The organism is Clostridium mobile, from assembly GCF_018918285.1.
GTDB classification, from domain to species: domain Bacteria; phylum Bacillota; class Clostridia; order Clostridiales; family Clostridiaceae; genus Clostridium_AW; species Clostridium_AW mobile.
Genome location: NZ_JAHLQF010000004.1, coordinates 125034 through 140750, shown reverse-complemented (window position 1 = coordinate 140750; position 15717 = coordinate 125034). Strand labels below are relative to the sequence as shown.

12 protein-coding genes are annotated in these 15717 nt (G+C 28.8%); 10 read left to right on the top strand and 2 right to left on the bottom strand.

The genetic code is table 11. The features are described 5' to 3' along the window. Window positions 1–72: 72 nt before the first annotated feature. Complete coding sequence (locus KQI86_RS15885; protein WP_216440405.1) at window positions 73–963, bottom strand: hypothetical protein; 891 nt, start codon at window positions 961–963, stop codon at window positions 73–75. Between the two features lie 249 nt (window positions 964–1212). Between KQI86_RS15885 and mnmM the strand changes: the two genes are divergently transcribed. The 3 genes from mnmM (at window position 1213) to KQI86_RS15870 (ending at window position 4767) form a co-directional block, all read left to right on the top strand. Beyond that, a complete protein-coding gene (mnmM, locus tag KQI86_RS15880; RefSeq protein ID WP_216440833.1) occupies window positions 1213–1797 on the top strand; it encodes a tRNA 5-(aminomethyl)-2-thiouridylate-methyltransferase MnmM in 585 nt (194 codons plus the stop codon). Window positions 1798–2018: 221 nt separating this feature from the next. After that, window positions 2019–2912 carry a polysaccharide deacetylase family protein gene (locus tag KQI86_RS20420; protein ID WP_216440404.1) on the top strand — a complete coding sequence of 298 codons (894 nt, stop codon included), beginning with the start codon at window positions 2019–2021 and terminating at the stop codon, window positions 2910–2912. An 817-nt stretch (window positions 2913–3729) separates the two neighbouring features. Then, on the top strand, window positions 3730–4767 hold the full coding sequence (locus KQI86_RS15870) for an Rpn family recombination-promoting nuclease/putative transposase (RefSeq protein WP_216440403.1): 1038 nt from the start codon (window positions 3730–3732) through the stop codon (window positions 4765–4767). Window positions 4768–5115: 348 nt separating this feature from the next. Here KQI86_RS15870 and KQI86_RS15865 read toward each other — a convergent pair whose 3' ends face one another. Then, entirely contained in the window at window positions 5116–5616 is a 501-nt protein-coding gene (locus KQI86_RS15865; RefSeq protein WP_216440401.1) for an SEC-C metal-binding domain-containing protein, read from the bottom strand. Between the two features lie 195 nt (window positions 5617–5811). On the opposite strand from KQI86_RS15865, the gene KQI86_RS15860 reads away from it, so the two are divergent. The 7 genes from KQI86_RS15860 (at window position 5812) to KQI86_RS15830 (ending at window position 15668) form a co-directional block, all read left to right on the top strand. Next, on the top strand, window positions 5812–6822 hold the full coding sequence (locus tag KQI86_RS15860) for an acyltransferase (protein ID WP_216440399.1): 1011 nt from the start codon (window positions 5812–5814) through the stop codon (window positions 6820–6822). 450 nt (window positions 6823–7272) lie between these two features. Then, window positions 7273–10788, top strand: coding sequence for a cell wall-binding repeat-containing protein (locus KQI86_RS15855; protein WP_216440397.1), 3516 nt, complete (start codon window positions 7273–7275; stop codon window positions 10786–10788). Between the two features lie 416 nt (window positions 10789–11204). Beyond that, entirely contained in the window at window positions 11205–11459 is a 255-nt protein-coding gene (locus KQI86_RS15850; protein WP_216440395.1) for a hypothetical protein, read from the top strand. Between the two features lie 23 nt (window positions 11460–11482). Continuing rightward, window positions 11483–11632 carry a hypothetical protein gene (locus tag KQI86_RS15845; protein ID WP_216440392.1) on the top strand — a complete coding sequence of 50 codons (150 nt, stop codon included), beginning with the start codon at window positions 11483–11485 and terminating at the stop codon, window positions 11630–11632. 313 nt (window positions 11633–11945) lie between these two features. After that, window positions 11946–12104: a hypothetical protein gene (locus tag KQI86_RS15840; RefSeq protein WP_216440391.1), complete on the top strand. Its 159-nt coding sequence runs from the start codon at window positions 11946–11948 to the stop codon at window positions 12102–12104. 617 nt (window positions 12105–12721) lie between these two features. Continuing rightward, window positions 12722–13957 carry a hypothetical protein gene (locus KQI86_RS15835; RefSeq protein ID WP_216440389.1) on the top strand — a complete coding sequence of 412 codons (1236 nt, stop codon included), beginning with the start codon at window positions 12722–12724 and terminating at the stop codon, window positions 13955–13957. Window positions 13958–14282: 325 nt separating this feature from the next. After that, on the top strand, window positions 14283–15668 hold the full coding sequence (locus KQI86_RS15830; protein ID WP_216440387.1) for a M20/M25/M40 family metallo-hydrolase: 1386 nt from the start codon (window positions 14283–14285) through the stop codon (window positions 15666–15668). Window positions 15669–15717 lie beyond the last annotated feature (49 nt).

Sequence of the window (15717 nt, the reverse complement as noted above, 5' to 3'; positions counted from 1 at the left end):
AAATAAAAAACAAAGGTTGTTGATAAATATAAATTACCAACAGCCTTTGTTTAAAAAATACTTAAGAAATTTTTAAGCACTAGTAGGCATATTAGGAAGATTATTAGGAGTATATTTTACAAACTCTAAATCCTTTCCTTTATTAAAATATTCATCCACATTAAAAGGAGTAAGTCTATTATAAATTGCTCCTGCCATAGGGTTATGCAAATTTTTATAATAGCAGTATATTTCCTCTTGCAGTATGCTAGTAGGGTATTCTCTTCCCTGAATCTTAAAACTATCTACATAAGGTTGAAAAAGTTTTATATACTCTGGGGGTATATAAATAAGATCTTCTTTTCTATCACCCTTAAAACATTTTATAGATTGAGAGTTTTCGGGAGTACTATTCCAATGTTCTTTTGCTACGCTACAATTATATAGGCAATAGGAATTTGCCAATATACTGTACTTATAATAAGGAGGAAGCTCCTTTAATCTTGATAAAGCTCTATTAAAAGGAAAATGAAGTACTATTTTATCGTACATATTCAAATCCTTTTCCCATAAATCCTTAGCGCTTAAGGTTTTGGTAATAGAGGCTATAACTTTATATTTAGAATCAATTTTCTTTAATGTGGAAGCTAGTTTGTCTGAATTCACCACAAAGGTATTTATATTAAGATTTATATAATGCTTTACCACATCCATTGGAAGACCTTCTTCTTTCTGAAAAAGCACTCCTGGATTAAATCCTCTTTTCTGAATTTCTTTTATATAAAAATCATATTCCTCTCTAGTATCAGGTTCTTTATAAGTTCCCCAGGCCTTCTCAACCCCTTCAGTATGGCTTCTGGCATTAGGAGAATCACCTTTAAAAGGAGGAAGAAATATAAATTCAATCCAATCCTTATCTATACTTTCCTGAAGAAAATCTAATAATCTCAAATCAAAGTTGAATGGAACTTCATATTTAACCAAAATATGCACCTTCTTATTTGAATTTTTTTCAATAAAATTACTTTTAATTCCTTTTATATTTTACTACAATTTTAAAAATAGTAACAGTAATTTTGCAGGAACTTATTCCAATGTATACCATTAAAAGCTATTATTTTTATAAAAATCTATATTTAAAAATATATAATTACTTATTGCAAACTAATTTCTAGGGAATGTAGTATAATTTAGTAAGAGGGTTAGATAAGTAGATAATGAAGAAGGTGAATTATTTTGAAAAACTTTTTTACAAATTCAACTAATTTGGCAAAAGAAATTTGCAAATTAAAATTGGAAAATGGAGATAGAGCTATAGATGCTACCATGGGGAATGGTAATGATACTATTTTTTTAAGAGAGCTTGTAGGGGAAGATGGAAGTGTTTATTCTTTTGATATACAAAAAATGGCCATAGAAAACACAAGAAAGAAATTAAATGATATTAATATAGATATGAGAAATGTAGAGCTAATTTTAGATGGACACCAAAACATAGATAAATATGTTAAAGAAAAGGTTAAATTAGTTATGTTCAATTTAGGGTATCTTCCAGGGGCTGATCACAAACTTACAACAAAGGCAGATACCACAATAGAAGGAATAGAAAAATCCCTTAACATTTTAGAGAAGAATGGTGTTGTTATTTTAGTTATATATTATGGACATGAAGGTGGAGAGGAAGAGAGAGAAGAAGTTTTGGATTTTATTTCCTCTTTAAATCAAAAGGAATATAATGTTGCAAAACTATCCTTTATAAATCAAGTTAATAGTCCTCCAGAACTTATTTGTATTGAGAAAAGAGGGGTAGAGGGTTAGCGTTAATATTAAGAAACAAATAAAATTTTTTAATATAGGTTTTAATCATGTGAAGTTTAAGTAATTCATAAGTAAATCGTAAGCAAATTGTTACAATTTGATAGATTTTTAATGTTAGAATATTAATAAGTAATAATTATTTTTAACTAATGCAGGTTAAGAGTAAAGGATAGCTCTAGTTGACAATCATTAATTATCAACTGGATAGAGGGGGATGACGTATGGGTAGAAAAAGAAGAAAAAGAAAAAGCAGAGTTTTAAGGAGAATAGGAATTTTAACATTTTTAGTAATGTTATTCTCAATTTCGGCATGGACGGGAATAAAGGTTTTTAATCATAAGAACTCAACTACTGCCTTAGCTGTAAAAGAAGACGACAAATCTTCAACAGACAAAGAAGATAAGTCAGATAAAACTAAAGAAGAGACTCCGAAAGATGATGCAAAGAAAGAGGAAGATAAAAAAACTGATGGTGGAGTAGATAAGGGAGAAGGAAATAAAGATAAAGAGAATGATGGAAAAGAAAAGGTTCCTGAAAATAAAAAGATAGCTTATCTAACTTTTGACGATGGTCCAAGTGCTAACGTAACTCCACAAATATTAGATATACTTAAAGAAAATGATGTAAAAGCTACTTTCTTTGTATTAGGATATATGGTAGAACAAAATCCAGAAATATTAAAAAGAGCTAAAAATGAAGGACATGCTATAGCAAACCATAGTTATAGCCATGATTATAAAAAATTATATGCAAGTACATCAAACTTTTTAGCTGATATTAAAAAGAATGAGGACACCATAAGAGGAGTATTAGGAGAATATGATTCAAAGGTAATAAGATTTCCAGGTGGATCCTTTGGAAGACATGATTTCATAAATGCAGTAAAGGATGCGGGATATGTTTCAGTAGATTGGAATGCTTTAAATGGAGATGCAGAAGCTCAAAATGTACCAAAAGATAAGCTAGTGGCTAGATTGAAAGAAACAGCATTAGGACAAGATAAATTATATGTATTAATGCACGATGCTCCAGCAAAAGAAACAACCGTACAAGCATTACAAGAAATAATTGATTATCTTAGAGAGTGCGGATATGAATTTGGAATTCTTGAATAATGTAAATTAAAAAATATATATTTAAATCATAAAAGAGCTAAGTATGTAGTGAAATATGGGTTTTTCCTGAATCAGTTTCACTATGTGCTTAGCTTTTCGTTTGAGAGACTAAAAGAGACTAAATTATTTTTATTGAAATCTATATTTTAAAAACAATCTATGGGTTCAACAAATAAAAAAATGCTACGCAATGCTTATTATGCTGATTCGCTGCAATAAGAACTTCTAAAATTTATTTTAAAAAAGTCCCTAATGCTGACAAACTCCCTTCGGTCAAACATGTGCAGCATCTTAACGTCACTTTCCTAAAATAAATTAAGAATTTCTAGATTTTGCTCAAATGCATAGGGCACATTACATAATATTTTTAAGTTTTATACAATAAAATTATAAAAATCAACATTTAAGAATAAGATGTCATAATATAAATTTGAAATATATCTTTAAAATATAGAAGAACTGTTGTATATAGTGGGAGGAGCGTCTTTTCTTTAAGCGACGTCACTATGTATATCAGTTACTCTTTCTGATATATAAATATACTTATGAAAATTTATAATTATAAACTAATCTTATATGACTTAATTTAGAAATCATCTTTGTAAAACACAAAAGAGCTAAGTATATAGTGAAAAAGCGACTTTTTCTGGAGCGGCTTCACTACGTGCTTAGCTCTTCACTTGTAAAACTAAATTATCTTTGTAGAAATCTATAGACGAAAAGCTAATATGTAAAAATAATTTGATGAATATAACTAGTGAATATGTTTAAAATTTAAGATATAATATAGGTATACTAAGCTTGGGAGAGATAACTAATGAAAAAAGAAAGATTAGAAGTGCATCATCAACATGATGTAGGATACAAACATATATTTTCACATAAGAAAACCTTTTTAGAGCTTATAAGAAGCTTTATTAAAAAGGATTGGGTAAACTTAATCAAGGAAGAGGATTTAATACTTGTAGATAAATCCTATATATTAAGTGACTTTGAAGAAGAAGAGTCAGACATAGTTTATAGAATAAATATAGACGGACAAGAAATAATATTTTATGTATTGCTAGAGTTTCAATCTAAGGTAGATTTCCAAATGCCTATGAGATTATTATTCTACATGACAGAAATATGGAGAGATATTTTAAAAAACACCTTAAAAAAGGATAGAAAAAGAAAAGAGTTTAAATTACCGGCAATAATTCCAATAGTACTTTACAACGGAAAAAACAAGTGGACAACAACTACAAGCTTTAAAGAAATATTACAGGGAAATGAACTTTTTGGAGAAAATGTATTAGATTTTAACTATATATTATTTGATGTAAATAGATATAATAAAGAAGATCTACTAGAGATTGCTAATATGGTATCCTTGCTATTTTTATTAGAACAGGATATTGATAAGAATGAGCTTGTAAAAAGGTTAAGAAGTTCAGCCTTTGTATTAAAGAAAATAGGACCGGAACAATTTGATGTATTTAAAAGATGGCTGAAAGGTATAGTAAAGCCAAGGCTTGATGATAACTCTCAAAAGGAAATAGAGAATATTTTAGATAAAGCCAAACAAGAGGAGGTTGATAATATGGTTAGCAATTTAGGAAGAACTTTAGATAAAATTAAAGAAGAGGCTATAAGAGAAGGTAAAGAAGAAGGTATTAAAGAAGGTATTAAAGAAGGCATAAAAGAAGGCATAAAAGAAGGTAGAGAACAAGGTAAGGAAGAAGGTATCAAAGAAGGTAAACTTGAGGCAGCAAGAAATTTTCTAAAGATGGGATTGAGTGTAGAGCAAGTAGCAGCAGGTACACAATTACCAATAGAGGAAGTTAAAAAATTAAAAAACGATATAATAAATTAATAATAGCCTTTTAGTGTATGGAGTTAAATAATATATTATAGAAATCACGTTAAGCAAAAAACTTAGCGTGATTTTTTAGTTTGAATTACATTATTATATCTGCAAACTACAAAAGAGCTAAGTATGTAGTGAAAAAGCGACTTTTTCTGGAGCGGCTTCAGTACATGCTTAGCTCTTCACCTGTAAAACTAAATTATCTTTGTAGAAATTTATAAATGAAAAACTAATTTAGAGATTAATCTAATCATCTTTAAAAGCTTCAAAAAACATCAAAAGACGAATTCCTTCGTCTTTTGATGTTTTTGGGGCTATCATTTTTTTATTAAAAAAGGAGAAGAAATATAAAAATTATATATTTTTACCACAGCAATTTTTATACTTCTTTTCACTACCACAAGGACATAATTCATTTCTGCCTATTTTAGGAACAGTAATGGTTTTGTCTTCAGAATAAGCAACTTGTAAATCAGCTAACTTATCCTTTCCAAAAATCAAGTTCCATTCTGGTAGATTGTACAAATTATCTACGCCAGCTTCTAATAAAGCAATGTAGAGTTTTTCAAAATCTATATCTAAACTAATTCTAGAATTCTCTGTTATGTTCTCAAGGTCCACAGGTCTTTTTAATGTAGGATTGATTCCATCTAAAAATCCTACAAAGGATATTTCAGAAACATCAAACTTCTTAGCTAGGTTTTTGAGGGCTCCCCTCATGATAGTTTTATAATTCTTTAATATTATTGGTATTATTTTTTCCTGTACTGCATTTAATTCGTTCCAAAAATCCTCTTGCCCTCTAGTGTGAACGAAAAATACAACTAATTCTTTCCACTCATTGTATAAGCTCATATGCTATTTCTCCTTTTACTTAAGTGTAGTTCCACGTCTTATTATATACAATATTATGTGGATTTTCAACTTAATAAATGTAACTATAAAATAAGTTTATCATAATATAAAAAAAAATCAATATATGATATAATGTGAAACATAAGAAAAATTTAGAAGGAAGGGATTAATATAGAAAAAAAGCACATAGTAGAAATGGATATTGGGAAAGCCTACGCTACCTTAGCTGTAATTATGATACATGTCTCTGCCTTTGCTATGTCTTCTAGTAACAATGAGAGTTTCAATTATAAAATATTTGTAATATTAAACCAATTAGCTAGGTTTTCAGTACCAGTATTTGTTATATTTTCGGGTATAGGATTAGGATTAAGTTATAGGAAAGAAAAAAGCCTATTGAATTTTTATAAAAAAAGAGTATTTAAAGTAATTCCTCCCTATATATTATGGGGAGTTATATATTTAACCTTAATAAATAAAAACTTCAACTATAGTACGTGGCCTAATTTATTTTTAAAAGGAGATAAAATTTTTTATCATCTTTATTTTTTGCCAATGATTATCGAACTTTATTTAATTTTTCCCGTATTATATATTGTCAGCCAAAAAATATGGGGAGTAATTCTAACATTAATAATATCTGGCGGAATTATCACTACTGGCCATTATTATAATATTCCTGACTTAACTTTAGATTTTTATTCTAAGAGAAATATAATATTTTGGTTATTTTATTTTTCTTTAGGAATATATTTTAGTGGGAATATAAAAGCTAGCATTGAAAAATTAAAGAGGAATAAAACTCTTATAATAGGCATATTATTACTATGCGTAACTGGGATTCTATGGGAAAGCTTTAATAGCATAAGCCTTGGAAAGAGCTTAGATTATGCAACTACCTTTATAAGGCCTTCTGTAATAATTTATTCCATAATATTTACAGCCTATATATTAAGTAGAGATTATAAAAAGGGTATGGCGGTTAATATACTAAAAAGTATATCAATAAATTCCTTCGATATATATTTTTCCCATCCATTAGTAATCTATTATTATATGAAGGTTTTTAAATACTACAAAATGGATATAGGAAGCATGGAATTTATTTTATCTTCATTAATATTATGCACTACTCTTCCTATATTAATAAATAGTGCCAGAAGATCTATATTCTCTATAAATTTAAATAAAAAGAAAAAAAATTAAAATTATAGAAGGAATTAAGAAAGTTATGTAGAATAAGTAATCCATAAAGTCTATATATGGATACGTAAGAAATGATTAAGAAATGATATAGAATAAATAATACTAAATGGTAATCATGGTTACATTTTCTAAGGAAAAAGGTATAGCAAAATTAGAAGTGTTGTTGTATAATAGTAACCGAGGTTAAAAATGCTAATAGTTTATGCTATTAGAAATTATCTTAAACTATGGTTATATATAAAATTTTATGTATATAAACCTAAAATAAAGTTAAATTGTGAAAAATTTTTAATAAACCTAGAAAATAAAAATTTTTTATGATATAATTACCATTAAGTCTAAAATGGTGAATTACTGCCATTTGTATAAATGTGTTATATATTAATTTAAATATATAAATAAAATAAAAAACAATTTTTAATTTCACTTAAATGAGGAGGTTATCATAATATGAGTAAGAAAAGCCACAAGGCACTAGCAAGTGCAACAGTTATGAGCTTAATACTTACATCAACATTAACTGCAGTACCAGTAAGTGCAGCAGCAACTGTTGAAAGACTAGAAGGAGCAGGAAGAGAAGAAACTGCTATAAGCGTTGCTAAGAAGGCATTCGCTGATGGAGCTGAAACAGTAGTATTAGTTAACGGATACGGATACGGAGACGCAGTAAGTGCTACTCCACTTGCAAAAGCATTAAATGCACCAATTCTTTTAACTAATAAAGTAGACGTGCCATCTGCTGATTTATTAAATGCTTTAAGCAGTTTAAAAGCTAAAAAAGTAGTTATTGTTGGTGGAGAAGGTGTTGTAACAACAGCTTTAGCTAACAAGTTGGCTGAAACTTATACAGTAGAAAGAATCGGCGGAGCTTCAAGATATGAAACTAACGCTGGTGTTGCTAAAAAAGTTTTAGAATTAACTGGAAAGAAAGAAGCTTTCTTAGTTAATGGACAAGATGGATACGCTGATGCTTTATCAGTAGCTTCAATAGCTGCTTCAAAGGGAGCACCGGTATTATTCGGAAACAAAAACGAAGTTCCATCAGTAGTTAAAAACGTTGCTGAAGGTTTAACAGTTTCAGCAGTAGGTGGAGCAGGAGTATTACCAACTTCAGTTATCGATTCCGTAAAAGGAACAAGAGTTGCTGAAGGAAAAGACAGATTCGCAACTAACTTAGAAGTATTAAAGAAATTCAAAGATGACTTAAAGTTAGATAGCATATACATGGCATTTGGTGGAGCAACTCCAACTCAGTTCGCAGACGCATTAGTTGCATCAGCTGCAGCTGCTAAAGTAGGAGCTCCAGTAGTACTAAGCGGAAGCAAGAATTCTGACGCTTCAACAAGTGCTGCTAAAGACTATATAAAAGAAAACCACAAAGACAACACTAAGATTTACTTAGTAGGTGGAACTGGATCCTTAGATTCAGCTATCGAAAGCTCAATCAAGGATATGGTTAACCCAGTTGTTACTGAATTTAAAGTTGATGGAATAAAATCCGAAAATCTTAAGGATTTCGAAGTTAAATTCACTCAAAAAGTTGACAAGAAAACTGCTGAAGACAAAGACAACTATACTTTAAATGAAGGAAGAGAAGTTGAAAAAGCAGTTTTATTAGATGATGGAATGACAGTTAGATTAGCTGTTAAACTTGACAATGATAAAGCTTTAGAAAATCAGAAAGAATACAAATTAAGCATTAGAAATGTTAAGAATGAATCAGGAGATAAAAAGCTAGAAGTTAAAGATTTAGTATTCAAGACATTAGATGCTGCTTTACCAGAAATTGAAAAAGTAGAAGCTTTAGGAAATAAAGCTGTAAAACTTACTTTCTCAGAACCAGTAAAGAAAGAAGTAGCAGAAAAAGCTGATTCATATAAAATCGATGATAAATATTTAGCAGGAACAGTAGAAGCTGATAATAGCAGAGTAGTTATAATAAAACTATATTCAAAATTATCAGATGGAGAACACACAATTAATGTAAAAGGAATTAAAGATTTTACTGACTATACAATGATTACAAAAGACTTGAAATTCAACGTTGTTGAAGATAAAGCAGCACCAGTTGTTGAACAAGTAACAGCTACATTTGAAAAAGTAAGAGTTAAGTTTAGTGAGCCAGTTCAGGTTGGAACTGTAAGAGGTGGAAGCTACACTTACTGGACAAGAACAAATTCAACTACAGTAAAAAATAATTCTGAAACTAACGTAGAAAAGATTTCAGATGATACTTACGAGTTTGAATTTAAAGGTGATAGAAAGTTACCATCATATGAAGTAAACTTATATATCACTGGAGTAAAGGATTATTCTGATAATGAAATGCCAAAGGATAAACCAATAGCAGTAACAGCTAACCTTGACCAAACAAGACCAGAAGTTACTTCAGTTGAAGTTGTTAAAGATAGCAGTAAGCAAATAAAAATTAAGTTCTCAAAACCTATTGAAAATATTACTGAAATGAAAAATTACACATTAAAAGATAAAGATGATAAAGCTGTTAGCATACAAAATATAAAAGCTGAAGATAACAACAAGACTGCTATACTTACTTTCTATAAAGATTTAAAAGAAGGCGAGCATACTTTAAAACTTGAAGGATTAAAGGATACTACAACATTACAGAACTCAATACTACCTTATGAAGAAGTTATAGATATAAAAAATACAGAAAAACCTAAAGTTGAGAATATAGATGTAGAAGGAAGACGTATAATAGTTAGATTTAATAAAACTATGTCCTTAGAAGGAAGTGGTTCTATTACAAATATTAACAACTATTTAATGGAATACGAAGAAAATGGTGCAGCTACATCTAGAAACTTCCCAGATGGAACAAGCATTCAAGTATTAGAAGATGGAAAATCAGTTATGCTTGTATTACCTGAGAAATATCCTAATGATAAGAAACAGCTTAAATTTGTAACAGTTCAAGGTGTTAAAGACCATAATGATAATAACATGGCACAATATGCTGAAAGAAAAGAAATCAAGTATGACACTAAGTTTGAAGTTGCAAAAGACAAAGATGATGATACTAAAGATGATATAACTTTAGTAGATTCAAAAACAATTGAAGTAGTATTCAATCAAACTATAGGTGAAGGTATTGGTTCTGAAGACTTTACAGTAACAGGAAATACAGTAAGTAATGTAGAAGTTGACGGAAGCAAAGCAATAGTAAGATTATCTGAAGAACTTTATAGTACAGATAAGATTACATTAACTGTTAAACCTGATTTTAAATCAAGATTAGGTAGAACAGTTACAGGTAATTCATATCTTGGCTTTACTGATAAAGTAAAACCTGAATTAAAATTAGCAGATAAGCAAACTACATTAGCAGTAGATGGCAAAACAATATTAGTTCCATTTACTGAAAAAATAGATGATACGAAAGTTTCAAAGGATCTAATAGGTGCTGATTTTGAAGTTATAAGAGTAAGAGACAATAAAGTAATGAAATCAGGAAGCGACTATAAGACAGCTTATTCATACAAAGATGGAAGACACTATGTTGCATTAACAATGGAAGATAGTGCTATGACACAAGATTCAATATTTACAGTTAAATTGAAATCAGACGTAACTTATGTAACAGATATAGCTGGTAATAAAGCTGTAAGCTTTGATGCAGTTACAAGTGAAAATATATTATCAAAAGTTGACCAAGATAAATTAGCAGACAAACAAGCAGTAGTTGATGCTAAAGCTAAGTTATCAGTAGTTGCAACTGGAAAAGAAAATGAAATTAAAGCTGACCTTGATTTACTAACTGAATTAGACGGTTGTACTATTGCATGGGAGACAACTAATAAAAATGTAATTACAACTGAAGGTAAAGTAACTAGACCAGCAAAAGATCAAGAAGATGCAGAAGTTACTTTAAAAGCAACAATTACTAAAGGTGACGCAAAAGAAACTAAAGAGTTTAAATTAACTGTTGTAGCAATGACTGAATAAATAATTCAAATAAGAGAGATAGTCTGAGAAAGGCTGTCTCTCTTTAATTTTTAAAATGAAAAATTAAAAGTGAACAATAGGTTAAATTATAAAAATCAATATTTGAAAAACTAATTTGTTATAATTCAGATTTGAAAATATATTTACAAAGCACAAAAGCACAAAATGGCTAAGTACATAGTTGAATAGATAATTTTACCAGATGGGATTCGCTATATATTAGCTATTTATCTACGAAACTAATGTATTCTTGTAAAAATTTACAATGAAGTAACTAATTTCCTATAATCATTCAGAAAATAAGGTATGTAGTGAAAAAAGCACCTTTCGATGAATAAATCTGTAGCACTTTGAAGTGTTTTTTATATAATAATATTATATATAGAAAAATTTAAATAAGGGTTGGTGTTTTATATATGTTCTTTTTCTTATGGTGCTTTTTTATAATAATATGGATTGCGATAATATGGATTATAATAATAGCGTTAATAAGCTTATTGTGCCAACCTCGTCTTTGCATATTTGATAGAAATATTAAAGATATAGATAAAATTCAATTGGGAGAAAAGGACAATAAAAAGAGGATAACACTAGTAGTTAAAGGTGATAGTGGTTCTGGAAGGACCATCATCAATGCAAATAAGATAAATTTAAATGTGAAACGTACTTAACTTTATAAAGTGAGGTGAGCATGATGAAAGAAATTAAAAAAGATATTATATCCGTAGATAGATATGAAGAAGATAATAGATGCAATAGACCTGGTAATAGTAGATCTGATAGATGTGGAGAAATAAGAATTAAAGCTGATACAGTTAACATTAGAATTAATTGTAGATCATAGATACAAATATAGAAGAGATAGTCTTCAAAAAAGGCTGTCTCTTTATAATTAGATATTTAGATGAAAATATAATGAGCACATAATAAATAAAACTGTAACACTTCAAAGCATAGTATATATAATATTAGTATATATAATATATTTAAATAATAGTTGATATTTTATATATGTTTTTTTGATTATCATACTTTTTTACAAAATATAGATTATAATAATACTTTTAATAAACTAATTGAGGCAACTTTATTCTTATATAGTTGTTAAAAACCTGAAAAGGATAATGTACTTAACTTTGTAAAGTGAGGTGAGTATGATGAAAGAAATTAAAAAAGATATTAGATATAATGAAGTATCTGCAGATCAATATGTAGAAGCTGAAAGATGGGGAAGACCTGACTGGGATTCTGACAGATGTGGAGAGATAAGAATTGAATGTGACACAGTTAATATTACTATTAATTGTAGAGATTAGTTATATATGGGAAGATAGTCTTAAAAAGGCTATCTTTCTTTTATATTTGTAGAAATTTATAATTTAGAAACTAATTTATGGATATAACAAATGAAAAATGCTATGCAATGATTATTATGCTATCCCGCTGCAATAAGAACTTCTAAAATTTATTTTATAAAACTCCCTTTGGTGAAACATGTGCAGCATCTTAATGGCACTTTTATAAAATAAATTAAGAATTTCTAAATTTTGCTCAGATGCATAGGGCGCATCACATAGCATTTTTTAAAAATTTTGTACAATAAATAATTAGTGACAATCTGTGCAATAAGCAACATTTGAGAATATATTCGTAAAATACAAAAGAGATAAGTATGTAATGAAATAGCGACTTTTTCTGGAGCGGCTTCATTACGTACTTATCTCTCTATTTCGGAACCAAATTAACTTTGTAGAAATTTATCTTTGAGAAATTATCTGCAAAACATAAAGGAGCTAAGTATATTTACAAGCCTAATTATATAGTGAGAATAGTTCAAATTTAATAATATATTAACTATTTTGTCATGAGTTTTTTATTATTAGCGCTTATAATAAATATAACAAAATAATTTATTTATAAGGTGGGTAAAGAAATGGAGATTTCAGATATACTGAGTAAAATAAATTCTTTAAGTGAAGAACTACAAGATAAAATTGCACCAGTGGAGATATTAAAGAAATTTAGTGGCGGTAAATCAGGAGCCAAGGTATATTTAGTGGAATATGGTGATGACAATAAAGTAGGAATTTTGAAGATAAATAATTGCGATGAAAGTGAAGTATTTAATAAGGCCTATGAAATAGCTTCTAAAAACAATATGCATAAATATATAGCAAAGCTTATTACTAATTATGAAATAAAATATAAAAACACTCTATTATATGTTAATCTTTATGACTTAGCAGGAGATCATATATATAAAAGTGAAACATTTTTAGACAAAGTCTTAAATGAAGATGATCTTAAAGATAGCATAATATCTAAAATAACTAAGTTCTTATTTAACTGGAATAAAGAACATGAGAAGAAAGTTATTTCACCTTCAGAAATAATGAGAAATGAATTATCCTATAGATATATGGATGAAAAATATGAAGCATCCTTTGATGAAATTGGAGTGCCTAAAGATATAAAATGGATATCTTTAGATGGTACTGACAATATATTGCCTAATCCATATTATTTCTTCAATCATGAAGATGTATGGAATGGATTAAAAATAACTTGTTTAACCTCTCATGCACATGGAGATTTTCAAGGGGATAATATTATCATAACTGAAGATAAACCCATTATAATAGATTTTTGTGACTTGCTTGAGGATTGTAATGTGTTTCATGATTTAAGATATCTTGAATCTATTACTCTAGGGGACTACATAGAAACTAATCAAAATTGTGATAAAAAATTATGGATTAAAGCATGTAATAGCTTAAGTGAAGGAATAATGGATGTGGATATACCACAAGGAAGAGGAATGAGCCTTTTAAGACAGCTTATGCCAAAGCTTAGAGAGAATGTAAAACTTGTAGTATCAGACTCTCGTAATGTACTTTATAACCCTTCTTTTTACTTAGCAGGGGTAGCTTGTGGGCTTATAAATATGAGAAAATATAAGGATAAAAATAAGAAGAAAGCAGCCTTTATATATGCTGCATATAATTTGAAGATGTTTTTAAAGGATGAAGCAGTTAATATGTTTAGACCTAATTTAAATTCCTGTATGGTTTTTAATTGGATTAATGAGAGGGAAAATTTATTTGTGAATTTAGAGCCATTACATCAAGCTCCAGCAGCTTCTGGGGGATTATTGGTGGCAGTAAAGTAATTAAAAATGAAAAAAATTGTAAAAATTAATATAGACGACTATAAATTATATATAAATATAAGTAAATATATGTAAACATATATAAGAAATTTAAGTGAAGTTAAATTAATATATAAGAGTGTGGAGTAAGGAAATTAAAATTATCCTTACTCTTTTTCTATCTGCACTTAATAAAATAATTATACAGAAAATAAAAAATATAATAAATATTATGATAAATATTACGATAAATAAGTAGTGCACTAAATCAATATTGTAATAAATAAATTGGGACAAGCATATTTATATTAATGTGAAAACTAAGAAATATTAAGGGGGTTTATTAATGAAACTTAAAAAAAGACTTTCTTTCCTATTAACTAGCCTTGTAACTTTAAGTTTAAGCTTCAATGTTTATGCATCACCAATTTCTTTTGATCAAAAGGTTATCTCAAAAATTAGCACTAAAAAAATGATGGAAAACCTTAAATATTTATCCGTGGATATTGGCCCTAAGGTGGCTAGTTCTCCAGAAGAGAAGAAGGCTGCAGAATTTATAATATCAGAATTTGAAAAACAACATTATGATGTAGAAGTGCAGGAATTTAACTATGAAAATAATGTAGGATATTTAAAAGTCCTTCAACCTGAAACTATGGATTTACATATACAAGTAACTAAAGGCTCACCTCTAACTCCAGAAGGAGGAGTAACTTCAGAGGTAATAGACTGTGGATTTGGCTCCAAAGAAGAATTTACTGATAAGGTAACAGGTAAAATCGCCCTTGTAAAAGTTAGTGAAAAAACCACAAGCATGTATAGAACAATACTTTTAAATGCAGAAGAAGCTGGAGCTATAGCAGTAATAATTCAAAATGATGACTGGCGTAGATTAAGTATTTCTTCTTCAGTAACTAGCAAAATTCCTTTTGCTACGCTAAACAATGAAGCAGGAGAAATGCTTTTAAAAGAAGGAATTACTGTAAACTTCCAGGTTAATAGATACGATACATCTCAAAATATTATAGCTACTAGAAAGCCACATAAAAATAAAGATAGCGGAAATATTGTTATAGTGTCTGCTCATTATGATTCAGTTCCAACGGCTCCAGGAGCAAGTGATAATATTTCAGGTGTAGTATCCCTATTAGAATTATCACGTATATTCTCTTCCTTCCCTATAGATACAGAAGTGCGTTTTGTAGCTTTTGGTTCTGAGGAAGTAGGATTAGTTGGATCAAGATATTATGTTTCTCAACTTTCACAGGATGAAAAAGATAGAATTATAGGTAACTTTAATATGGATATGGTAGGAACTGCTGGAGAAAAACAAACTACACTATTTGTTAATGTTACAGATGGACAGGATAATTTAGTTTCAAAAACAGCTAGAGCAACTGCTGAAAGATTAGGATATGCTGATGTTATAAAAGCTCCATTTATGCGTGGAGCAAGTGACCATGTATCCTTCTGGGAAGCTGGTATTGATTCAGCAAACTTTATTTGGAGAGACCCAGTAACTGTTGAATTAGAACCTTGGTATCATCAACCTTATGATACTATAGACAGAATAAGTGTAGAAAGATTAAGAACTGCTACAGAAATTGTTGGAGTTTCAGTTTATGATGTAATAAGAAAGGATACTCCAAATCTACACAAGAGTAAAAATGCAAGAGAAAGGTTAGATTTCTACCTAATCAATGAAGATACTAACATGGAATCAGATTTTTAGTTAATTCTTATATCTTATCCCAAACAGATTGGAGATATTATAAAAAGTT

Bases quoted from the DNA above. Each gene is read 5' to 3' on its own strand.
- KQI86_RS15860 (WP_216440399.1), top strand. From the start codon at position 5,812: ATGGATATTGGGAAAGCCTACGCTACCTTAGCTGTAATTATGATACAT.
- KQI86_RS15830 (WP_216440387.1), top strand. From the start codon at position 14,283: ATGAAACTTAAAAAAAGACTTTCTTTCCTATTAACTAGCCTTGTAACT.
- KQI86_RS15870 (WP_216440403.1), top strand. From the start codon at position 3,730: ATGAAAAAAGAAAGATTAGAAGTGCATCATCAACATGATGTAGGATAC.
- KQI86_RS15835 (WP_216440389.1), top strand. From the start codon at position 12,722: ATGGAGATTTCAGATATACTGAGTAAAATAAATTCTTTAAGTGAAGAA.
- KQI86_RS15845 (WP_216440392.1), top strand. From the start codon at position 11,483: ATGAAAGAAATTAAAAAAGATATTATATCCGTAGATAGATATGAAGAA.
- KQI86_RS15865 (WP_216440401.1), bottom strand. From the start codon at position 5,616: ATGAGCTTATACAATGAGTGGAAAGAATTAGTTGTATTTTTCGTTCAC.
- KQI86_RS20420 (WP_216440404.1), top strand. From the start codon at position 2,019: ATGGGTAGAAAAAGAAGAAAAAGAAAAAGCAGAGTTTTAAGGAGAATA.
- KQI86_RS15840 (WP_216440391.1), top strand. From the start codon at position 11,946: ATGAAAGAAATTAAAAAAGATATTAGATATAATGAAGTATCTGCAGAT.
- KQI86_RS15850 (WP_216440395.1), top strand. From the start codon at position 11,205: ATGTTCTTTTTCTTATGGTGCTTTTTTATAATAATATGGATTGCGATA.
- KQI86_RS15855 (WP_216440397.1), top strand. From the start codon at position 7,273: ATGAGTAAGAAAAGCCACAAGGCACTAGCAAGTGCAACAGTTATGAGC.